21 protein-coding genes are annotated in these 23,463 nt (G+C 37.7%); 7 read left to right on the top strand and 14 right to left on the bottom strand.

The features are described from left to right. The 4 genes from dnaA (at position 1) to FIT79_RS00020 (ending at position 6,078) form a co-directional block, all read left to right on the top strand. Positions 1–1,392: a chromosomal replication initiator protein DnaA gene (gene dnaA / locus FIT79_RS00005; protein WP_139869875.1), complete on the top strand. Its 1,392-nt coding sequence runs from the start codon at positions 1–3 to the stop codon at positions 1,390–1,392. 229 nt (positions 1,393–1,621) lie between these two features. After that, entirely contained in the window at positions 1,622–2,722 is a 1,101-nt protein-coding gene (gene dnaN / locus FIT79_RS00010; protein WP_139866542.1) for a DNA polymerase III subunit beta, read from the top strand. Between the two features lie 25 nt (positions 2,723–2,747). Further along, a complete protein-coding gene (gene gyrB / locus FIT79_RS00015) occupies positions 2,748–5,165 on the top strand; it encodes a DNA topoisomerase (ATP-hydrolyzing) subunit B (RefSeq protein WP_139874089.1) in 2,418 nt (805 codons plus the stop codon). A gap of 13 nt (positions 5,166–5,178) precedes the next feature. Further along, positions 5,179–6,078 (top strand): LysR substrate-binding domain-containing protein, encoded by a 900-nt coding sequence (locus FIT79_RS00020; protein WP_139869877.1) that lies wholly within the window; start codon positions 5,179–5,181, stop codon positions 6,076–6,078. Between the two features lie 43 nt (positions 6,079–6,121). Here the strand turns inward: FIT79_RS00020 and FIT79_RS00025 are convergent, their stop codons facing one another. From FIT79_RS00025 to dsbD, 7 genes are all read right to left on the bottom strand, one after another. Further along, a complete protein-coding gene (locus FIT79_RS00025) occupies positions 6,122–6,439 on the bottom strand; it encodes a YgaP family membrane protein (RefSeq protein WP_139866549.1) in 318 nt (105 codons plus the stop codon). Between the two features lie 51 nt (positions 6,440–6,490). Next, complete coding sequence (prmA, locus tag FIT79_RS00030) at positions 6,491–7,390, bottom strand: 50S ribosomal protein L11 methyltransferase (RefSeq protein ID WP_139866551.1); 900 nt, start codon at positions 7,388–7,390, stop codon at positions 6,491–6,493. Next, the gene (gene accC / locus FIT79_RS00035; RefSeq protein ID WP_139866553.1) at positions 7,391–8,740 is read right to left on the bottom strand and encodes an acetyl-CoA carboxylase biotin carboxylase subunit; all 1,350 of its coding nucleotides are present in this window, start codon (positions 8,738–8,740) and stop codon (positions 7,391–7,393) included. 8 nt (positions 8,741–8,748) lie between these two features. After that, positions 8,749–9,216, bottom strand: a complete 468-nt coding sequence (gene accB, locus FIT79_RS00040; protein WP_139875256.1) for an acetyl-CoA carboxylase biotin carboxyl carrier protein — start codon at positions 9,214–9,216, stop codon at positions 8,749–8,751. Positions 9,217–9,237: 21 nt separating this feature from the next. Further along, positions 9,238–9,675, bottom strand: a complete 438-nt coding sequence (gene aroQ, locus FIT79_RS00045; RefSeq protein WP_139866557.1) for a type II 3-dehydroquinate dehydratase — start codon at positions 9,673–9,675, stop codon at positions 9,238–9,240. 85 nt (positions 9,676–9,760) lie between these two features. Then, on the bottom strand, positions 9,761–10,309 hold the full coding sequence (locus FIT79_RS00050) for a TlpA family protein disulfide reductase (protein ID WP_139875257.1): 549 nt from the start codon (positions 10,307–10,309) through the stop codon (positions 9,761–9,763). Continuing rightward, complete coding sequence (dsbD, locus tag FIT79_RS00055; protein ID WP_139875258.1) at positions 10,296–12,089, bottom strand: protein-disulfide reductase DsbD; 1,794 nt, start codon at positions 12,087–12,089, stop codon at positions 10,296–10,298. The genes FIT79_RS00050 and dsbD overlap by 14 nt, the downstream gene beginning before the upstream one ends. 144 nt (positions 12,090–12,233) lie before the next feature. Between dsbD and FIT79_RS00060 the strand changes: the two genes are divergently transcribed. Next, positions 12,234–12,629, top strand: a complete 396-nt coding sequence (locus tag FIT79_RS00060; RefSeq protein WP_139875259.1) for an FxsA family protein — start codon at positions 12,234–12,236, stop codon at positions 12,627–12,629. Next, positions 12,629–13,651 (top strand): CDP-6-deoxy-delta-3,4-glucoseen reductase, encoded by a 1,023-nt coding sequence (locus tag FIT79_RS00065; protein ID WP_139875260.1) that lies wholly within the window; start codon positions 12,629–12,631, stop codon positions 13,649–13,651. The genes FIT79_RS00060 and FIT79_RS00065 overlap by 1 nt, the downstream gene beginning before the upstream one ends. 55 nt (positions 13,652–13,706) lie before the next feature. On the opposite strand, the gene FIT79_RS00070 is transcribed toward FIT79_RS00065, so the two are convergent. From FIT79_RS00070 to hemC, 4 genes are all read right to left on the bottom strand, one after another. Next, positions 13,707–13,904, bottom strand: coding sequence for a hypothetical protein (locus tag FIT79_RS00070; RefSeq protein WP_139866567.1), 198 nt, complete (start codon positions 13,902–13,904; stop codon positions 13,707–13,709). Between the two features lie 208 nt (positions 13,905–14,112). Then, positions 14,113–14,511: a hypothetical protein gene (locus FIT79_RS00075; RefSeq protein ID WP_139866569.1), complete on the bottom strand. Its 399-nt coding sequence runs from the start codon at positions 14,509–14,511 to the stop codon at positions 14,113–14,115. A gap of 91 nt (positions 14,512–14,602) precedes the next feature. Next, positions 14,603–15,376, bottom strand: a complete 774-nt coding sequence (locus FIT79_RS00080) for a uroporphyrinogen-III synthase (RefSeq protein WP_139875261.1) — start codon at positions 15,374–15,376, stop codon at positions 14,603–14,605. Then, the gene (hemC, locus tag FIT79_RS00085; protein ID WP_139875262.1) at positions 15,373–16,302 is read right to left on the bottom strand and encodes a hydroxymethylbilane synthase; all 930 of its coding nucleotides are present in this window, start codon (positions 16,300–16,302) and stop codon (positions 15,373–15,375) included. Before hemC ends, FIT79_RS00080 begins: the two co-directional genes overlap by 4 nt. Before the next feature lie 89 nt (positions 16,303–16,391). Between hemC and argH the strand changes: the two genes are divergently transcribed. Further along, positions 16,392–17,786 (top strand): argininosuccinate lyase, encoded by a 1,395-nt coding sequence (gene argH / locus FIT79_RS00090; RefSeq protein ID WP_139875263.1) that lies wholly within the window; start codon positions 16,392–16,394, stop codon positions 17,784–17,786. A gap of 5 nt (positions 17,787–17,791) precedes the next feature. On the opposite strand, the gene FIT79_RS00095 is transcribed toward argH, so the two are convergent. From FIT79_RS00095 to FIT79_RS00105, 3 genes are read right to left on the bottom strand one after another with little or no spacing between them, the layout of a single operon-like run. Next, on the bottom strand, positions 17,792–19,156 hold the full coding sequence (locus tag FIT79_RS00095; protein ID WP_262982043.1) for an efflux transporter outer membrane subunit: 1,365 nt from the start codon (positions 19,154–19,156) through the stop codon (positions 17,792–17,794). Positions 19,157–19,199: 43 nt separating this feature from the next. Next, a complete protein-coding gene (locus FIT79_RS00100; protein ID WP_139875264.1) occupies positions 19,200–22,310 on the bottom strand; it encodes an efflux RND transporter permease subunit in 3,111 nt (1,036 codons plus the stop codon). Continuing rightward, positions 22,310–23,434, bottom strand: a complete 1,125-nt coding sequence (locus FIT79_RS00105) for an efflux RND transporter periplasmic adaptor subunit (protein WP_223259637.1) — start codon at positions 23,432–23,434, stop codon at positions 22,310–22,312. The genes FIT79_RS00100 and FIT79_RS00105 overlap by 1 nt, the downstream gene beginning before the upstream one ends. Positions 23,435–23,463 lie beyond the last annotated feature (29 nt).

A 23,463-nucleotide genomic window follows, 5' to 3' on the forward strand; every position in this document is an offset into this window, starting at 1 on the left:
ATGGAAAATTTTTGGACTCACTGTCTCGAACGCTTTAAAAAAGAGCTCTCCGCTCAGCAATTTAATACCTGGATTAAGCCACTTAGGTTCGAACACGACCAAGATAAAATTAAAATATTAGCCCCCAATAAGTTTGTGCAACAGTGGGTAAAAGATCGCTTTGCACAAAAAATTGAATTGCTAGCTAAAGAACTGCTACCCCAGGTCACTAAAGTAGAATTCGCTATACGCGCTATTAAAGAATCTATATTGCCTAAAAAAGAGGCAGTTTTATCAAAAGCTTTAGCCATATCTCCCCAAAACAATGTGGCCGATGCACCCCCTCATGAAACAACCAAAAAAAGTGCGGGTGGCACGCTTAAAGAAGTCAAAGCATCTGGCCTGAATACTCAATTTACATTTGAAAGCTTTGTGACAGGCAAAGCCAATCAATTAGCTTGCGCTGCAGCAATGCAAGTAGCTGAAAATCCAGGCAAAGCATATAACCCGCTTTTTATATATGGCGGCGTGGGCTTAGGTAAGACGCACTTAATTCAAGCGATTGGTAATCATCTAAAACATATCCAGCCTGACGCAAAAATTAAATATCTTCACGCCGAGCGCTACGTATCCGATGTAGTTAAAGCTTATGAAAATAAAGCTTTCGATGCTTTCAAAAAAAATTATCATTCATTAGATTTGCTATTGATTGATGATATTCAGTTTTTTTCGAAAAAAAATCGCACACAAGAAGAGTTTTTTTATGCATTCAATGCGCTCATTGAAAATAAAAAACAAATTATTATTACATGCGACAGCTATCCAAAAGAAATTGAAGGTGTCGATGAGCGCTTGAGAACCCGATTTAGTTGGGGACTTACAGTGGCGATTGAACCGCCTGAACTTGAAATGCGCGTTGCCATTCTGCTAAAAAAAGCAGAAGAAAATAAAATGAAAATTTCTGAAGAGGTTGCATTCTTTATTGCAAAACAAATTCGCTCTAACGTGCGTGAATTAGAAGGCGCATTAAATAGAATATTAGCGATGTCTAATTTTACAAAATCAGCGATTGATATTCATTTAGCCAAAGATGCATTGAAGGATCTAATTGCAGTGCGCGGACGTCAAGTGAGTGTTGAGAACATCCAAAAAACAGTGGCTGAGTATTTTAAAATTAAAATATCTGACATGTTAAGTAAAAAACGTTCGCGCAACTATTCAAAACCAAGACAGCTTGCTATGGCATTAACAAGAGAGCTAACTAATTTAAGCTTTCCTGAAATTGGTGAGGCTTATGGCGGTCGACACCACACAACCGTAATGCATGCATGTGAGGAAATTGAGCAATTACGATTAAGCAATCAATCAATTGCACAAGACTTAGGAATACTTAAACAAGTACTCAAGGGCTAATTAAACCCTGTGGAATGGCTGTGGACGAGTTGTGGGTAAGTCGTATTTTTAAAAAATATGCGTTTTTTATCCACAATTCATCCACAAGTAATTACAATAGAAATGCATAGTTATTCACAAGATAACCATATGTTTATATTAAGGTTTATAAGGTTATCCATAGAAAACCTCACTATTATTACTATTATTAGATTTATATATTAAAAAACATTAAATAAAGAAGAACGATATGAATATAAAAATTAATCGAGATGCATTACTTAAACCTCTCGCTAATGTTGCAAGTATTGTGGAACGTAAACACGCACTTCCAATTCTTTCGAATATTTTAATTCAAGGTAAGGATGGTCAGGTGCAACTCACCGCTACTGATTTGGAGATGCAAGTATCTTTAAGTTTTAAAGCGGACCTAAAAGAAGAGATTGCTACTACCATATCTGCAAGAAAATTTTTTGACATCACAAGATCATTACCTGATGACTGTGTAATTGATATTGCAATTAAAGATAGCCGTGTTGCAGTTAAGGCTAATAAGAGTCGTTTTGCTATTCAAACATTACCCGCAAAAGATTATCCAGTAATGACAAAAGCCTCAAGTGAAGCTGTGGTAATTACAATTTCTCAAATTCAACTCAAACGTTTATTAAAGCAAGTTGAGTTTGCAATGGCACAACAAGATATTCGTTATTATTTAAATGGTTTGTTATTTGAAGTGAATGGCAATCAACTTAATATTGTGGGCACTGATGGCCATCGTTTAAGTTTTACATCAATTCATTTAGATCAAAACTACAATAAAACAGAAGTGATTCTTCCTAGAAAAACAGTGATTGAATTAATTAAACTTCTTAACGAAACAGAAGAGTTGGTGTCAGTCGAGCTTTACAAGGGCCAAGTTAGTTTTAATTTTAATGACATACAGCTTATTTCAAAAGTTATTGATGGTAAATTCCCAGATTACACTCGTGTTATTCCTGAGGGGCACAACAACCAATTCACAATTGATCGATCACAGTTTTTAACTTCATTGCAGCGCGCATCAATTTTATCAAACGAAAAATATCGCGGCATTCGCATGATGATTGCAGATAATAATTTGAAGTTAATTAGCACAAATACAGAACAAGAAGAAGCTGAAGAGGAATTAGAAATCCAATACCAACAAGATCCTATTGATATTGGTTTTAATGTGACATACTTAATTGATGTGCTCACAAACATTCAAGAAGACAAAGTAACTCTAGCATTCTTGGATACGAATAGCAGTTGCTTATTTACAATACCGAACAATAATGACTACAAATATGTAGTCATGCCAATGCGCATTTAATTCAATTTAAAATAAAGAGAAACTCATGGCTCAAAAGATAGACAATCAAGAATACAACTCAGACAGCATTAAAATCTTAAAGGGATTGGATGCGGTAAGAAAAAGACCGGGTATGTATATCGGCGACACTTCCGATGGCAGCGGTCTTCATCATATGGTCTTCGAGGTGCTTGATAATGCGATTGATGAGTCTTTAGCGGGTCATTGCGACGATATTAAAATTATTATACATCCAGATAATTCTGTGAGCGTTTCAGATAACGGTCGCGGTATCCCAACAGACATTAAAGAAGACGACGAATTTAAACGATCTGCTGCTGAAATTGTAATGACAGAATTACACGCAGGCGGAAAGTTTGATCAAAACTCTTATAAAGTATCTGGTGGCTTACACGGTGTAGGTGTATCTGTAGTGAACGCGCTATCAGAATGGTTACGCTTAAAAGTTTGCCGTAATGGCAAGGTGTATCAAATGGAATTTAAACGTGGCGAACGGGTAGCTCCTTTGGTTGAAATGGGCACCACAGATCGTCGCGGAACAGAGGTTCATTTTTTCCCGTCAGCTGAAACATTTACCAATATAGATTTCCATTATGAAATTTTAGCTAAACGTATACGCGAATTATCATTTCTTAATAATGGCGTCAAAATGGAATTGATAGACCAAAGAAATAACAAGTCAGAAAACTTCGCATATTCAGGCGGGGTAAAAGGCTTTGTAGAATACATGAATCGATCTAAATCTGTGCTTCATAAAAAACCATTTCACGCGATTGGCGAAAAAGAAGGTATTAGCGTTGAGGTGTCGATGCAATGGAATGATTCCTATGGAGAAAATGTCCAGTGCTTTACAAATAATATTCCTCAAAGAGACGGGGGCACACACTTAACAGGCCTGCGCACAGCCATGACAAGAACGCTCAATAATTTTATTGAGCAAAATGAGCTCGCTAAAAAAGCAAAAGTAGAAACAACAGGCGATGATATGCGAGAAGGCCTCACATGTATTCTTTCGGTAAAAGTGCCAGAACCTAAATTTTCTTCACAAACAAAAGATAAATTGGTTTCAAGTGAAGTCCAACCTGTAGTATCTGACGTAGTTGCTTCAAAGCTCGCTGATTTCTTAGCCGAAAGCCCAGCAGATGCAAAAATTATTTGTAATAAAATTATTGATGCAGCTCGCGCTAGAGAGGCTGCACGTAAAGCACGTGATATGACAAGACGTAAAGGCGTTATGGATTCGATGGGCCTTCCGGGCAAATTGGCAGACTGCCAAGAAAAAGACCCGTCATTGTGCGAAATTTACTTGGTCGAGGGTGACTCTGCAGGAGGCTCAGCAAAGCAAGGCCGTGATCGAAAAAATCAAGCGATCTTGCCGTTAAAGGGAAAAATTCTAAATGTGGAGAAAGCGCGTTTTGATAAATTATTATCCTCACAAGAAATTGCAACCTTAATTACTGCGCTAGGCACTGGAATTGGTAAGGACGATTTTAATGTTGAGAAACTTCGCTATCATCGCATTATTATTATGACCGACGCTGACGTTGATGGCGCTCATATTCGTACCCTGTTATTAACATTCTTCTATCGCCAAATGCCAGAGCTTGTAGAGCGAGGACATATTTATATTGCACAGCCGCCTCTTTTTAAAGTGAAACAAGGTAAGCATGAGCAATATCTCAAAGACGAACAAGAGCTTGATCAATACTTACTTGAGTCTGCCATTAAAGATGCAACCTTGCTTACTAAAAAAGGCGGCAGCAATTTAACAGGCGATGCATTAGGGGAAATTGCAAGACAAATGGTGTTAACTGAAGCGGTCATTCGTCGCATTGCGCCGCATTATGATGAAGCGGTGTTACGTGCAATTCTTCATGTAGGCGCTATAGATTTAACAAGCGAGCCTAAGGTTGAAAAAGTCGCGCAAGCAATAAGAGAGCGCCTCATCAATAAGAGCACAGAAAAATCAGAAGTGATTGTATCGCTCGATGAAGAAACTAAAACTTATAAGCTAGCTGTTCATAAATTTGTTCATGGCAATTTAGAGAGCTGTGTGATTGATGCATTATTCTTGTCGAGTGGTGATTACCAGCAACTATTAAAAACATCACAAATGTTAGATGGTCTTGTGGGTGCGGGCGCTGTAATTCAACGCGGAGAAAAATCAGAATCAATTTCTAATTTTAAAGAAGCGCTTGATTGGTTGTTAGGCGAAGCAAAACATAATTTAAATATTCAGCGCTATAAAGGTCTGGGTGAAATGAATCCAGAACAACTTTGGGAAACAACGATGGATCCTAATGTGCGTCGCTTACTTAAAGTACAAATTGATGATGCTATTTCGGCTGATGAAATATTTTCAACGCTCATGGGAGACCAGGTTGAGCCGAGACGTGCATTTATTGAAAATAATGCATTAGGAGCAAGTAACCTCGATATTTAGTTTTGGTTAATTTATGACGCTAAGTGAATTAAGATTTGTGGTGGCTTTGGCTAAAGAGAAAAATTTTAGACGTGCCGCAAACAAATGTTTTGTGAGTCAACCAGCATTAAGCTTAGCAATTAAAAAATTAGAAGAAGAGCTTAATGTTTCTTTGTTTGAGAGAAGTCGCACCGAAGTTACTATAACTGAAATTGGCGAAAAGATTGTTGAGCAAGCCAATATTATTTTAGAGCAAGTTGAAAAGATAAAATCATTCGCCAAATCTGGCGGTGACCCTCTAGATGGATTAATTAAAGTTGGAATGATTCATTCGGTCGGCCCTTACTTGTTGCCGCAAATTATTCCTATCTTAAGAAAAATCGCGCCAAAAATGCCCCTTGAGGTTGAAGAAAATATTACCGCGAGTCTGGAGCTACAATTAAAAAATGGACAAATTGACGCAGCGATTGTAGCTTTGCCGTTTAACATTCCAGGTATACATGTTTTGCCGCTTTATAAAGAAGAGTTTGTCGTCGCTGTTCCGAACAATCATCCTTGGGCATCACGTAAAAATATTCACCCAAAAGAATTAAGCGACGAAAAAGTATTGCTTTTAAATAGTGGGCATTGCTTTAGTTTACAAGTGGTTGAGTCATGCCCAGATTTATCGAAAAAAGGAGAGGTGCTACAAGGTAATTCACTTGAAACGATTCGTAATATGGTGGCATCGAATTTGGGGATTACAGTGTTGCCGAAAAGTGCAACATCAGATCGCTACCAAAATCATTTAATAAAAGTCATTCCTTTTATTAAGCCTGTTCCTTCACGAACAATTGCAATTGCCTATCGAAAAAGTTTTGTGCGAATGAACGCTGTAGAAAAAATCTCAGAAGCAATACGATTGATTAAAACAGATACGATTGAAATGATATAAGAAGCGTTATTTATAGGTAACGCTTCTTAATATGGATAAGCGATTAACGAGCCGCGCGTCTTCTTTTTGGAGCCGCTTTACGTTTAGCTGGTTTTTTTGCAGCAACTTTACGAGCTGGTTTACGTCTAGCAGCTGGTTTTTTTGCAGCAGGTGATCTTGCAGGAGCTTTCTTAGAACCAAGACCTAAAACAGATTTGAGTGGACATGAAGCTAAAACACCAGTGCCTAATAAGAAAACACCAACGACTTCATCAACAATACCATATTCAAAAACAGAGTAACCACCAATTGCTTGACCTAATACAGCAGCGCCAACAGCAATACGAACTACTCTTTCTAAACCTTTAACATTCGTCTTCATTTACTATCCTTTTTATTAAGAGGAGTTTGCATCATAAACGAATTAAAAAATTTAGGAAATACTTTTTTTAGTGCCTGACAGCAAAATCCAGCCTTCGCGCTCAATAGGTTTGTTTAAATTAAACCATGCGCTATATATTTGAGTCAGCATCTCGACTTGTTCTTTCAATATACCAGATAACGCAATTTTTCCTTCTGGCCTGCAAGCCTTTGCTATGATGGGTGCCAGGACGGATAGCGCGCTTGATAAAATATTTGCAACCACTATATCAGCTTCAAAAGTTAGTGATGACTCTGAATTGTAAAATTGAATATCGACATGATTTTCTTGTGCATTATGTTTGCTTGCAATAATGGCTTGAGGATCAATATCAACACCTATTACTTCTTTTGCACCACATTTTTTTGCTGCAATAGACAAAATACCTGAACCACATCCGTAATCTAAAACACGATCATTAATATTCACTTCTTTAATAAGCCACTCTAAGCATAAGTGTGTTGTAGGGTGACTTCCTGTACCAAATGCTAACCCAGGATCTAAGATAATATTGATGGCATCAGGATTGGGTGAAGTATGCCAACTTGGTACGATCCAAAGCTTATCAAAAACACTGATGGGTTCAAATTGTGATTGAGTCAAAGCAACCCAATTTTGTTCTTCGACAGATTCAACTGTGAAATCAATATTAGATAAACCGGTAATAGTTTTCAGTTCATTGATGATAGTGTCGATAGATACATCGGCATTAAAAAGAGATTCAACCGTATTGTGTTGCCAAATTGTGTTGCTTGGAATGTTAGGCTCACCAAAAAGTGCTTCTTCATTTTCACTATTAAGATAAGAGTCTTCGATAGAACATGAAAGAGCGCCGAGTTCAATTAAAGCATCACTCATGCTATGTGCATATGCTGCACTTGCTCGGATTTTAAGATTAATCCAAGCGGCCATTTATTTTTTTTGTATGCCGAGTTTTTTTTCTAAGTAATGAATGCTGACGCCGCCATTATTAAATGCAAGATCAGCCATGAGGTCTTTGTGTAAAGGAATATTTGTTTTAATGCCTTCGACGACCATTTCAGATAAAGCAACACGCATTCTCGCAATTGCTTGATCGCGCGTATCACCATAGGTAATTAATTTACCGATCATAGAGTCATAATTGGAAGGGACTGTGTAGCCCCCGTAGGTATGAGTATCTACTCGCACGCCAGGGCCTCCAGGCATATGAAATGTAGTAACTTTTCCTGGAGAAGGGACAAAGCTATAAGGATCTTCGGCATTAATTCGACATTCAATTGCATGGCCTTTAAAGACAATGTCTTTTTGTTTAAACGGTAATTTTTCACCGGCAGCAATCTTGATTTGTTGTTGAACAATATCAATGCCTGTTATGAATTCAGTGACAGGGTGTTCAACTTGTAATCGTGTATTCATTTCAATGAAATAAAATTCATTATTTTCATATAAGAACTCAAAAGTACCAGCACCACGATAGTTAATTTTTCGGCATGCTTCCGCACAGCGCTCACCAATTTTTTCACGAATTTTTTGTGATAAACCAGGCGCAGGGGCTTCTTCAATAATTTTTTGGTGGCGACGCTGAAGTGAGCAATCACGCTCACCAAGATATACAGCATTACCGTGCTCATCAGAAAGAACTTGAAATTCAATATGACGCGGCTTTTCTAAAAATTTTTCCATATACACAACAGGGTTGCCAAAAGCAGCTTGTGCTTCCTGTTTCGTCATATTCACTGAAGCAATTAAAGCAGCCTCCGTATGAACTACGCGCATGCCCCTGCCACCACCACCACCAGCAGCTTTAATAATGATGGGGTAACCAATTTTTTTAGCAATGGCGATTATTTCTTTGGGTTCATCAGGAAGTGCACCTTCAGATCCAGGAACACAAGGCACGCCTGCTTCTTTCATGGCATTTTTTGCGCTGACTTTGTCGCCCATGAGACGAATCGTTTCTGGACGAGGACCAATAAATACAAAACCACTTTGTTGAACGCGCTCTGCAAAATCTGCATTCTCAGACAAAAAGCCATAGCCAGGATGGATGGCTTCTGCATCTGTCACTTCTGCAGCGCTAATGACAGCCGGGATATTTAAATAACTTTGCGCAGAGGGTGCTGGACCAATACATACTGATTCATCAGACAATTTGACGTATTTTGCATCTCGGTCTGCTTCGGAATGGACGGTCACTGTTTTAATGCCAAGCTCGCGACATGCGCGCAATACTCTCAGTGCTATTTCGCCGCGATTAGCGATCAGTATTTTTTCAAACATAAAATAAGTTAGCCGATAATAAAGAGAGTTTCGCCGTATTCGACGGGCTGGCCATTTTCAACCAAAATCTTTTTAATCGTGCCAGTAGCATCAGCCTCAATTTCATTAAGTAATTTCATAGCCTCAATGATACAAAGAGTGTCACCTTTAGTAACTTTAGATCCTACATCGACAAAAACTTTCGCATCAGGCGAAGGCGAGCGATAGAATGTTCCCACCATAGGTGAATTCACTGCATGACCATCTATTTTTTCTGCAACAGGTTTAGTTTCTGAAGTGGCTCCTTCTGATGGAGCAGCCATTTGAGGCTGATGGCTCATTTGTTGAGGCGCTTGTATATAGTGTGTCATAGGTGTCGCTTGGTTCATAAGTTGCCGGCTGATTTTTACCTTTTCCTCACCCTCGGTGAGTTCAAGTTCGGCGATACCAGACTCTTCTACTAAATCGATTAATTTTTTAAGTTTGCGTAAATCCATAATGACCTCTTTTTTAAAACTTTAAGCGTTAATTGCAAAATTAAGGGCTGCTATATAACCATCTGCACCTAGGCCGCTAATAACTGCGACTGCGATATCAGAAAAATAGGAGTGATGCCTAAAAGGCTCCCTTGCATATACATTAGATAAATGAACTTCAATAAATGGTACTTTGACAGCAGAGAGTGCGTCACGCATTGCAACGGATGTGTGGGTATAAGCTGCCGGATTAATAATTAGAAAATCAACTTTGTCATTGTGAAGCGACTGTATTTTGTTTACCAAGTCTCCTTCGCTATTGCTTTGCATCGTTTCAAGCTTAATAGACTTCGCAGATGCTATGGTTTTTAACGCTTGATCGATGTCTTCTAAGGTCTGTTTGCCGTAGTGTTGTGGCTCACGCTCACCTAGGAGATTTAGGTTGGGCCCATGCAAAACTAAGATTGATTTTGTTGCCATGTGTCGCGTTTTTCTTGAATCTATGGAAGTTAATTTTGCCGAAAATAACGTTTTTTGTCTACAAATTAGACGAAATTAAGGAAAATTAAAGGTTTTTTGAGGGTTGCAATAAAGGCTTGGTTATGGCATCCAATTGGTCTTTATTTACGCGACCGAGAATTGTTTTTTGGATGTTACCTTCTGAATTGATGATTACAGTATAAGGCAAAATACCCTCCTTGTTCCCTAAATTTTTACTCAAAATCACCCCTTTATCTTCATCTACAAATATAGGATAAGTTACTTTGGTCTTTTTAAGATAGGATTGCACGGCTTTTTCCTCATCAATCGCAATGCCAACCACCACAAGGTTTTTAGACTTATTTTCAGTATAGAAATTAGATAATTCAGGCATTTCTTCGCGACAAGGCTCACACCAGGTTGCCCAAAAATTGAGCACAATGGTTTTATCTTGAAATTGTTTGAGGTTTTGAGGCTTGCCATCAGGATCATTTATGACCGATGCAAATAATGGGGCAGATGAGGAGCTGTTTTTTTCTGCAGGTTTTAAAAAAATGCGAGAAAAGGAAAATCCTAAAAAAATAATAGCAACCACATAGATGGTTATATGCAGTTTAGTTTTATTGATTTTCATGTTGGAGCGTTTTAAGGTGATCTAGCATTTGGGATGCATTCTTAAAGCCTACAATTCTAAAAGTTCGTAATTCGTTATGCTGCTTATCAAAAAATAATATGGCTGGCGGGCCGTAAAGATTGAAATGTTTTAATAAGGCTTTATGTTGAGTAGTATTTTGAGTGACGTCAACTTGAAGCAAGCTATATTCATTAAGGTATTCTTTGACCTTTGAGTTATTGAAAGTAAGTTTTTCATATTCTTTACAAGATACGCACCAATCCGCATAAAAATCTAGCATGATCATTTTGTTATCGCGCTGATTTAGTTCGCGAGATAAATCATCAAGACTTTGAATTTGCTTAAAGGGTAAAACAGAAACGTGATTAGGTTTCGTGGTAATAGAAATATTTTCATCATCAGATATATTCATTTTTTGAAGTGTTAGTCCAAAAAGTAAAATCGAAGCAATAAGTGTTACAAAGGCCAGTAGATGAACCCAAGACATCGATTTATATTTGAAGCGACGAACTGCAAAAAATAAATAAATAGAGAGTGCGAGCAATAAAGCGCTGTAAGCAATTTGATCCGTATTTTCAGGGAAAAGTGGGCTCATGATAAATAGGCCCATGGCAATTAATATAAAGCCAATCAGCTCTTTAATAATAATCATCCAATGACCACGCTTAGGCAGCCATTGATCAGAAAAAATACCAATGAGAAGAAGCGGTATGCTCATGCCAATAGAAAGTGTAAATAAAGCTAAGCCGCCTAAGACAAAATCTCTTGATTGATTGATATAGATAATTGCTCCTGCTAGAGGAGGTGCAATGCAGGGGCTTAATACAAGCGATGAAATCATTCCGATAATAAATACATTAAGATACCTACCCCCTTCTACGCGAAGGATAGATGTCGCAATAAAATTTTCAATGAAGTGAGGTAATTTGAGAGCATATAAATCAAACATAGAAAGTGCTAAAAGAATAAAAACAACACCGAGAACAATCATGAGCAAAGGACTTTGAATGCTTGACGTAATTAAATTGCCTGACAATCCCGCAAAAATACCTATCAAGGTATAAGTAAAAGAAACGCCACCCACATAACTGAAAGATAGAAAAAAATCTTTTAAACGCGTTTGATGAGAGGGGCGCTTATGTGAAGCAAAAATAATACTTGATAAAATAGGAATCATGGGAAGAACACAAGGCGTTAAAGAAAGCAAAAGCCCCGCAATAAAAAACCCTAACAAGATAAGACCAATATGTTGTGACTGCAATAAAAATTGCATCGTATCAACTTCAGAATTAGAGCTAGTCGCGTTTAAGGTTTTAGTTTGAATACTATCGAACTTAAATTCTTTTGAAATAGGAGCGTAACAAAGACCTTTTTGGCTGCATCCTTGATAAGTGAGGCTTATTTTTTTTGGTGGATGAGTTGGATCGAATGGAATAGAAGCATTTAAGGTGCTATGGTAAATTTCTGTTTTTCCGAAATGCGGGTCTGTTTTAATTTCTGCGGTTGGCAAAAGGATTTGATTTTGAGGAATATGATCAAATTCAACTTTTAATTTGTTGCGATAAAGATAATAGTCTTTCGCAATAAAGAAAGCTGCTTCGATAGATTGAGGATTTTTTTTGATTGTTAATTGAAAAGCTTCATCAGGCTGTAGGAAAGCATTTTTATCTTTTAAGAATAAAGATTCGTCAGCATTTGCGATGTTGATGAGTAAGCCGATAAAAAATAAACTGAACAAAATTGTTATTTTTTTTGATAAAGAAAAAATACGGCTAAACATGAATAATGACCTTTAATTAATAAGAAGTTATTAGGTTGGAGTTAAATCATCACAAAATCGTTCCTTAAGTATGATTCAATCAAGCTCTTAAGCACAACGATCATTTATTACATATAATTCTAACTAAATTAATAGAATAACCTAATGCGATTACTTTTTACTATTCTTTTATTATCCTTCCCAGTCATTGAGATATGGGGCATTTTTAAACTAAGCGCTCTTTATGGGTGGTGGTTTTTTCTTTATATGATTTTAGTTACTTATCTTGGTTGGCGGTTAATCAAAGAGGAAAAACAGTTAGTTTTTGCAAAGCTAATGGGCGCTATGACTCAAGGTGGTAATCCAATTAAAGCCATGATTTGTAGTGCACGTAATTTATTTGCAGGCATCTTATTTATTATCCCTGGCGTAATTACAGATTCCTTAGCAGTCATATTGTTGCTTATTCCTATTAAAAATAACTCTTCTCAAAATGTTCATCCATCAGAAGATGATGTGATCGAAGGTGAGTATCGTCGTGATGATGAGCTTTTAAAATAATGAGTTACTCCATCAAGCTCTTACCAAGTGGCCACGTTTTTCAGGCTAAAGGAAGTCAAACCATCGTAGAGGCTGCTATAGATGCAGGTGTTCATCTACCTTATGGTTGTCGTAATGGCGCTTGTGGCGCATGCAAAGGTAAAATAGTTGAAGGAAAGGTACATTTAGAAGATTATCAGTCATCCGTGATTTCAGAAGAAGAAATTAAAAATGGTATGACATTGTTTTGCAGGGCTGTGGCCATAGAAGATTTAACCATTGAAATTAAAGAGCTGGCCATTGTTAATAATATAAGACCTAAAATCTTTCCAGTACGTGTTGAAGCTTTAGAAAAGCTGACGCATGACGTAATGCTAATGAAACTAAAGCTTCCAAGTACAGACAAACTGCAATTTGTAGCAGGACAATATCTAGAGTTTTTACTTAAAGATGGAAAGAGGAGAGCATTTTCAATTGCCAGCCCTTCTCACGAGTCTTCCCTGCTTGAGATACATCTCAGACTCATCCCAGGGGGAGAGTTTACAGAATATGTATTTCAAGAAATGAAAGAAAAATCTATTTTGCGCGTGGAAGGACCCTTCGGTAATTTTTTCTTGCGTGAAGACTCTATGAAAACTATTATTTTTGTAGCTGGTGGAACGGGCTTTGCACCGATTAAGGGCATGATCGAAGAGTCCATTCAAAAAGGTATGAAGCGGCCCATCAAGCTTTATCGTGGTGCGAGAGCATTGGAAGATTTATATATGGATACGTTATGCAAAAAGTGGGCAAACGAATTTTCGCATATTGAATATATCCCTGTGCTTTCCGAGCCTCTTCAGGAAGATGCCTGGCATGGGCGAAATGGATTAGTGCATGAAGCTGTATTAAAAGATTTTGTAAATTTAAATGACTATCAATTGTACTGCTGTGGTGCTCCGCAGATGGTAGAAGTAGCACATAAGGCATTTATTAAAGCAGGGCTGCCGGAGCATGAGTTTTATTCAGACGCGTTTACGTTTGCAGCACCCGTAAAAAAATAAACAGGTATAAAAAAAGGCGCTAAAAGCGCCTTTTTTATTGATACAGAAAAGCAAATTACTTAGCAGCTTTAGCATCAGCAGCTGGTTTAGCAGCTGGAGCAGCTTTAGCATCAGCAGCTGGTTTAGCAGCTGGAGCAGCTTTAGCAGCTGGAGCAGCTTTAGCATCAGCAGCTGGTTTAGCAGCGTCGTTAGCAAATGCGTTTAATGAAAGTGCGAATAAACCTGCAACTAATGAAGCGAATAACTTAGACATGTAATTTCCTTAAATATAAAATAAAATAAAATAAAATATGTATCAAACTGTAACAATAGTGATACACATCAACCGTGTATAAATCACGATTTGCGCGAATTATACATGAGCCATAATTTTTATCTACAAAAAAACGACTGAATGATAAGGACTTAATTTTTCGGGAAAAGTTCCTTGAAGCCTAAAGAGCTTGCGAATAAAGCACTGTTTAATTAAAACGACTTTTCAAAACAGCATTATAAAACTCAATCATAGATTGCTTCACAGACTCCCTAGCTAAATTAATAGTATCAAAAAATTGTGCAAGGTGTCCTAAAAGCGAAGCATAAACTTCATGATCAAAGTAAGAGTTTACGAAAAATCCAATTCCAAAAAAAATTAAAGTAATAAAAGATTGGATTATTAAATGACGGGGTAATTCTTTAATGAAAGGATTATTTCTTTTACCTATTTTCTTAAATTTAAAATTTTTAAAATGAAAAAGGTAATAACTTAAAATTTGAAATGTAGTGATTGGTAAAAGCCAAGTGTAATTAAGGTCACTTAAGCCCATTGCAAAGGACAAAATGATACTTACCAGCCATCCAAGCTTTCCAATAAGTTTCATATGAGGCATATTGAATTAAAGACTTGCCAATTTAACATCTAAGTTATCTCGCACAATCCATAATGCGCAGATGTAATCGGAGGATTTGAAACTAGTGATCGATTGTCTCTAAAAGCTTTTTCATCATAGACTGATCAGAAGGCTCATCCGACGAAAAAGTCATAAAAGATTCTCTCTCAAGAACATTCACCATTCTCGGATGATTTACGATAAAAAGTACGTCCTTTAAAAAACTCATATCTTTTAAACGATTTAAACGAACAAACTCTTTACATGCCTCAGAGCTTGTAATAAGAATTGCTGAAATATGAATTTTTTCAGAGAAAGCTTTAAGTAAATCTAAATTGGTTTGCGGAAACGTGCGGGTATAACATTCTGCGTATGTAACTTCAGCACCTCGCGCTCTTAATATTTCAGCTAAAGTTTCGCGGCCGCCTTCACCCCTAAAGATTACAATTTTTTTATTCTTAATATCATTCATTTCTTTGGTGGCAAGCAAACCTTCGCTATCGAAGTTCTCATCTGGTATAAGAACATGATTTACATCAAATAATTTCAGTGCTTTTTGAGTGGAAGGACCAATTGCTGCAAACTTTGTTGATTCGGGTAACGCATGAAAGGCATGTTTGACAGCTGGCATTCCAAATTGCACTGCGTTAGAGCTAATAAAAATAGCCCAATCATAATGATTTAATTTTAAAACGATATTTTGAAAATTTTCGTTTTGACTTTTTGATTTGATTTCAAGCAAAGGAAACTCGATAGGATGTCCTTGATGTTCATTCACTAAGGCTTTGATCTCACCTGTTTGATGAGAAGGCCGTGTAATCACAATACCAGTTTGATGGAGTTCTTTTTTACTCATATAACAAGATTCGCTAAGATTTTATCTGCGCCTTGATCAAGCAGTTGCTTAGCAAGTTTTTCACCAAGCTTTTCAGCATCTGCAATAGAGCCTTCAATTTTATCTTTAATCATTTCTTTCCCATCTATAGAAGCTACAAAACCTTGAAGCTTAAGAATTTTATTTTCAATAATTGCATGTGCACCTAGAGGCACATTGCAACTGCCACCCAAAGTTCTGCTCATAGCCCTTTCGGCTAAAACGCAATAAGCCGACTCTTGATGATGAAGTGGTTTTAATAGCTCAATAAGGTCGGAACGCACTTTTAATATTTCAATAGCAAGTGCGCCTTGCCCAACAGCAGGAATTGAATTTTCAGGAGACATATACTGCCGAATACGGTTTTTTAATTTCAGACGAATAAGCCCTGCTGCTGCCAATATAATGCCTTGATATTGTTTTTTATCGAGCTTTTTTAAACGTGTTTGGAGATTGCCTCTTAATGGCTCAATCACAAGCTCAGGGAATCGACGTTGTAATTGACTTTGTCGGCGAAGACTTGACGTGCCCACAATACTTCCCGGCGGCAACATTTCGAGCGCACCAAAATCATTAGAAATAAATGCATCTCTTGCATCTTCTCTTTTACCAATAGCCGCAATCATAAATTCATCACTTAAATGCATAGGCAAGTCTTTAAGTGAATGCACTGCAATATCAGCTTCTTTATTTTGAAGAGCCACTTCTAATTCTTTAATAAAGAGGCCCTTGCCACCAATTTTGGAGAGAGATTTATTAAGTGTTTTATCGCCTTGAGTTGTCATGCCAAGAATAGTGACTTCTAATCTTGGATATAAAGATACAAGTTCCGATTTGATATATTCGGCTTGCCACATTGCAAGCTCACTTTCGCGTGTCGCGATGGTTATTTGTGTAGGCTGGGTCATAGTTGAATTTAAAACGAATGTGCTATTTTATCATAAGCTAGGCCATTGAAAATTTAGAAAATCATAAGCTTTAGCATATACTTTCAACTATGGCTAAAAAAGATATAAAAAAAGCGAATTGGTCAGGCAGATTTAATGAGCCTGTGACTGAACTCGTCAAAAGATTTACGGCTTCTATAGGCTTTGATCAAAAACTAGGTCTTTATGATATTGAAGGTTCAGTGGCACATGCTGAAATGTTAGCTGCACAGAAAATCATCACACAAAAAGATTTAAAAGCGATTCAAAGCGGATTACAAAGTATTCAAAAAGAAATTTTAGCTGGTACCTTTAAATGGTCTTTAGATTTAGAAGACGTACATTTGAATATTGAGAAAAGGTTGACTGATAAAATTGGCGAAGCAGGTAAGAAATTACATACAGGCAGATCGAGAAATGACCAGGTCGCAACTGATTTGAGATTATGGTTAAGAGCAACTATAGATCAAACGATTCAAAAAATTAAAACACTTCAGTTATCCATCGTTCAGCTAGCAGATAAGCACCAAAAAACAATTATGCCCGGATTTACTCATCTGCAAGTCGCACAGCCTGTGACTTTTGGTCATCACTTAATGGCTTATTATGAGATGCTGCAAAGAGATCTGACAAGATTTGAAGACGCTAGAAAAAGAATGAATCAATTACCTTTGGGTGCAGCAGCACTTGCCGGGACAAGTTATCCCATCGATAGAAATAGGGTTGCTAAAAAACTGAAATTTGACGGCGTCTGTGAGAATTCACTAGATGCAGTTTCAGATAGAGATTTTGCAATTGAATTTACTTTTGCAGCATCTTTACTTATGACCCATTTATCAAGATTTTCAGAAGAGCTCATCATGTGGTCGAGCCCCATGTTTGGATTTGTTGAAATCGCTGATGGATTTTGTACCGGATCATCCATCATGCCGCAGAAAAAAAATCCAGATGTACCTGAATTGGTGAGAGGAAAAACAGGCAGAGTCACCGGCCATTTAATGAGCCTTCTCATGCTGATGAAAGGGCAACCACTTGCTTACAATAAAGACAATCAAGAAGACAAAGAGCCTCTTTTTGATACTGCAAATACTATTTTAGATGTGCTGACTATCTATGCAGACATGTTGAAAAGTATTTCAGTCAATGAAAAAAATATGAAGGAAGCTGCTTTAAAAGGTTACGCGACTGCAACAGACTTAGCAGACTACCTTGTGATTAAAGGTATGGCATTTAGAGACGCGCACGAGATTGTTGCAAAAGCCGTAAACGCAGCTATTAAAAAGAAATGTGATTTATCCGAACTTAAGATAGATGAATTGAAAAAATTTAGTAAAATGATTTCAAGCGACGTATATGGCCATCTAACGCTTGAAGGTTCAATTAAATCCAGAAATCATATTGGTGGCACATCTTTTGAGCAAGTCAAAAAATCGATTGAAAAAGCTAAAAAAAGATTAAAACAATAATTGTTTTAATTATTTTCTAACTTTATAGGCCAGCCCCCACCTAAAGATTTAAATAATTCAACGCTCGCAATTAATCTTAATTGTCTTTTTTGAATGTATGAAATCGACGCATCATTGTAAACACGCTGTGCATCTAAGTATTCTAAGTAACTTGAATAGCCAGCTTTGTAACGATTCGAAGCAATATCCATAGCTTTCTTCGCCGCATCTTGTGTGAGTTTTAAATCATTTTCTTGTTCGGTATATTCTTTTAAAGATACAAGTGCATTATTTACTTCTTTAAAAGCATTTTGTATAGAAGATTCATAATAGCTAAGCGCTTGTTTTTGTTTGGCTGTTGCTTGACTGACTCTTGCTTGAGCTCTTCCTGAGTCAAAAATCGGAAGTGTTAAGCCTAAGCCTATTCCCCATATATCTGAACCAGTTTTATTAATATTTTTTAATTCAGCACTCTCTCTTCCAAAATTTGCCGTAAGGATAATATTTGGAAAAAGTGCTGCTTTAGCCACACCAATATTTGCATTAGCTGCAATCATTATTTGTTCAGCTTCTTTTATATCTGGCCTTGATTCCAATAGCGATGAGGGCATATTAGCTGGCGGTATTGGAGGCGTGACCAAAGCATCTATTCTATTTTCAGGAATATTTAAATTCATATCGCCTGATAAAAGAATAAGCTGATTAGAAACGACTTCACGTTGACGAATAAGATCGCTCAGTTGAGCAGATAAATTATTAAAAGCCGCCTCAGCTTGATGAAGATCGAGCGCAGATATAAGTCCGCTCTCTAAGCGCTTTTTAGTGAGCTCTAAATTTTCCTTACGGTATCCAACGTTATCTTTTAGAGCCAATATTTGTGAATCAATACTCCTTAATAATAAATAATTACTTGCAAGCGTGCTTTGTAAGCTTAATACAACAGTGTCTTTTGAATATTGAGATGCAATATATTCTGCCCGAGCCGATTCTTTTGCTCGACGTAATCTTCCCCAAAAATCTAGCTCAAATGATGTGCCAAGTTGAATATTGAAATTTTTACGAAAAGGTTTTACAAAATTTGAGGGCACAATACCATTTTCAGTGGCTTTAGTCCGATTGCCCTGCGACGTTAAATCTATCGATGGTATTAAAGCTGCACCTATTTGTTGTAGGTATGCATCAGCTTCTTCCAATCGCGCAATCGCAGCATTAATATCAACATTTTTCTTTAATGCTTTGTCCATCAACTCATCAAGCGCTGGGTCTTGATAAAATTTCCACCACATACTTAAATCTGTCACTTCATTGTCTTTATTTATTTCTTGGTGATAAGTGTTGGGCAAATTAATTTCTGGGCGCTTGTAATCCGGGCCGACTAAAGTACAGCTCATCAGACTAAAAGATAAACAAAGGAAAATAAATCGCATTTTCATTTTATTTTTTATCCTCATCTATATGACCGTGATGACGAATATGATTTCCAGTTAACCAGACAAAAAACAGTGGAATAAAAATCGTTGCAACAAATGTTGCTAAAATCATACCGCCAAAGACTCCGGTTCCCATCGATTGACGAGCCGCTGCACCTGCTCCTGTTGCGACAACAAGAGGGACAATACCAAAAACGAATGCCATCGATGTCATTACAATAGGCCTAAATCGGAGACGTGCAGCTTCAACTGCAGCTTCCATAATGGGCATACCCTCTTCCATTTTTTGACTTGCAAATTCCACAATTAAAATTGCATTTTTAGCTGCAAGGCCAATTAAGGTGATTAGACCAATCTGAAAATAAATATCATTTGGCATGCCGCGAATCATGATGGCAATGAGCGCGCCAGTAAGGGCAAATGGCACAGCCATAATTACTGCAAGGGGCAATGCCCATGTTTCAAACTGTGCCGCTAAAATTAGGAATACCATAATTATGGCAAAACCAAATGCAAAGAGCGCCGCAGAACCTGTGCGCTTTTCTTGATAGGCTTGTCCTGTCCAAGCCATTTGATACCCTTCAGGTAAACTTTCTTTTGCAATTTTTTCAACAAGCTTAATGGTGTCGCCCGAACTAACTCCAGGAGCTCCCCCTGCTAACACTTTTGCAGAAAGAAGCCCGTTAAAACGTTCTAGTTGTTCAGCACCTAAAATACTATTAACCGAACTTACCGCCGAAAGTGGAACCATAGCTCCTGTATTTGATCGCACATAAACTTTACCTAGATCGTCAGGCTTCATTCGATAAGGGGCTTCTGCTTGAAGTTGCACACGATAAGTTCTACCCGACTTATTAAAGTCATTGACATAAAGTGATCCCATAGTGCTTTGTAGGGTTTCATAAATGCTTGAAATAGGAATGCCTAAGCTCATGGCTTTAGCTTCATCAACTTCAACAAAAAGTTGAGGTACGGTAGGCCTAAAAAAAGTATTTATTCCTGTAAGGCGAGGTTCTTTATTAAGTGCTTCAATAAATAAATTAACAGCTGCAAATAAACGTAATGGATTTGTATCGCTGCGACTTTGAATATAGATTTCCATGCTGCCAGAATTACCTAATCCACGAATGGACGGAGGGTTAAACGCAATGGCAAGACCATCGGGTTGCATCATACCAATGCCGAAAAGTTTTTTGACGATATCACTCGCAGAGCTGTTTCGTTCTCCCCAATCTTTTAATCTAACAAACATCGTAGCTGAGTTTGATTTATTCCCTCCGCCAATGAGGTCATAACCATTGACTGCAAATTGGAAAGTGCTTGCAGGGTCAGAAGCAATTGCGGAACGAACTGCTTCCGTTGTTTTGGAAGTACGACTAATTGTAGCGCCATCTGGCAACATTACTGCTGTAATGACATACCCTTGATCTTCGGAAGGTATAAAGCTTGTGGGTGTAAATTTAAAAAGAGAAACAGAACTAATCACGATACCAATAAAAACAATAGCGCCAATAAGACGGTGACGCAGGGTGCTATTAACGACCTTAATATAAAAATGAGTTAAGCGATTAAAGCCGTTGTTAAAACGATCAAAAAATTTAGAATGAATATTGTTTGGATTTAAAATAATGGCACATAATGCTGGCGTGAGTGTAAGTGCCACAATGCCGGATATCACTACAGCAATTGCTACCGTCACTGCAAATTGACGATAAAGCTCTCCTGCGATACCACCCATAAATGCAACTGGCACAAATACAGCACATAAGACTAATACAATTGCAACGACTGCAGCAGCGACTTGTTCCATTGATTTAATAGCAGCTTTAATTGGAGAAAGTTTTTCTTCCGACATCAGGCGCTCAATATTTTCTAAAACGACAATGGCATCATCAACTACGATACCAATAGATAAGACCATAGCAAAAAGTGTCAGTGTGTTGATTGAAAAACCAAAAAGATATAAACCTGCAAATGTACCTATGAGAGATATTGGTACCGCAATAATAGGAATTAAAGTGGCACGCCAATTTTGTAAGAATAAAAATACGACAAGCACTACAAGAAGCATTGCCTCACCCAACGTTTTGAATACTTCTTTCATAGATGCTTTTACAAAGTTACTTGTGTCGTAAGGAATTTCAAAATCCATACCCTTAGGAAAGCGCTCTTTGAGTTCCGCCATTTTTTCCTTTATACCCTTGGCTGTATCAAGCGCATTAGCACCTGTTTGAAGGAAAATAGGAATACCTACGCCGGGTTTGCCATTCAATGTTGTATTAATGTCATAGGTTTGCGCACCCAGTTCAATACGTGCAATGTCCTTGAGATAAAGAATGCCATTAGGCCCGCCAGCTCTTACGATAATATTTCCAAATTGATTGGGATCTAACAACCGACCTTTTGCATTCACTGTATATATAAGCTGTTGATCAGTGACCGAGGGTTCTTGACCAATTTTACCTGCCGCATATTGCGCATTTTGGCTTTGAATGGCAGCTGCGATATCACTCGTTGTAATACCAAGTTGTGCCATGCGATCTGGTTTTAGCCAAATTCGCATAGAGTAATCGCGTGCACCAAATATATTAGCGTCACCTACACCTTTAACGCGTTTGATTTCATCTAATACATTTAGCGTTGCATAGTTACTTAAATAAAGCGGATCAAATTGTTTATCTTTTGACGTGAGCATGACCACTAAAAGAATGTCATTTGATTTTTTTTGCACAATAACACCTGTGCGTCTTACCATTTCTGGTAAGCGAGGTGAGGCAATGTTGACACGATTACTTACATTGAAAGTAGCTTGATCAATATTGGTACCAATTTCAAAAGTCGCAGTTATATTAAGGGTGCCGCTGGAATCTGTGCTCGAATTAAAATAAAGAAGACCTTCAACGCCACTTAATTGTTCTTCAATAGGCCCCGCTACCGTCTTAGAAAGTGTTTCTGCGCTTGCACCAGGATAGCTTGCTGTAATAACGACTGTAGGAGGCGCAATTTGTGGATATTGTGCAATTGATAATTTAAAGGCAGCCGCAATACCAGCGAGAACGATAATGATTGAGATTACCGCAGCAAAAATTGGCCGCGTGATAAAAAATTTACTCATTATTTTTTGAAGCTAGGCATGTTAGTGACAGGCATGCCAGGACGTACTTTAATCAGATTGTCGATAATGACCTTATCGCCTGCTTGCAGTCCGCTTAGAATAACCCAATCCTTACCTTTCCATTCACCTGTGACAACAGGGCGAGGTGTGGCTTGATTTTTTTCATTGACGACAAATACAAATTTACCTTGATCTGAATTAAGCACTGCTAATTGTGGCAATAAAAATACACCATCTTTTTTACCTGTAGTTACGCGCACACGAACAAACTGGCCAGGTAAAATTTGGCGCTCATTATTTTCAAATGTTGCCCGGAGCTCTTGAGTGCCAAGTGATGGATTAATCTCGCTTGCGGCAAAATTTATTTTGCCCTTTTTTGGGTATTCACTACCATCGGAAAGAGTGATTGAAACTTCTTGAACATTTTTTTCATTTAATGCCCCACCCAATTGCTTAAGTTCATTATCCGAAAAACTAAAACGCACCCAAATTGGATTGACTTGAGCTAATGTCGTAAGCAGGCTTGTATTCGCAGAAATAAGTGCGCCTTCAGAAAATTGAAAACGACCGGAAATACCATCGACAGGTGCGGTGACATTGGTATAAGAAAGATTAAGTTCCGCCTGTCTTAAATTGGCTTGACTTTGACTTAGTGCCGCGACAGTAATCGACTCATCTGAAGTTGCATTATCAAATTCACGCTGACTAATCGACTGAGATTCAATCAAACTTTCTAAACGTTTTTTTTCACGCTTTGCTTGCTCAGCTCGCGCAAGGCTTTGATTGTATTGAGCACGCGCTTGATTTAAGGCTATTTTGTATGGCTCGGGATCAACGACGAATAAGGTTTGACCCGCTTTAACTGCTGAGCCTTCATTGTATTTTCGTTTTAATAAAATACCGCCAACACGAGGCCTAATTTCCACCTCTTTTGCACCTTCGGTTTGGCCTACTGCTTCAGCTGTAATAGGAACACTCGAAGGTGTTGCTTCAACCATGGTTACTGGCAATACAAAATTAGGCGGCATGCCACTTTGCTCAGGAGGTTTTTGACAGCCAGTTAAAGAAAACAATAAAAAGCCGAGGAATAAAATAAATCTAGATGACAAAAAATGCTGTTGCAACTAAAGCCCCTATTCTAAAAATAAGACAT

Source organism: Candidatus Methylopumilus universalis, from assembly GCF_006365315.1.
Taxonomy (GTDB): Bacteria; Pseudomonadota; Gammaproteobacteria; order Burkholderiales; family Methylophilaceae; genus Methylopumilus; species Methylopumilus universalis.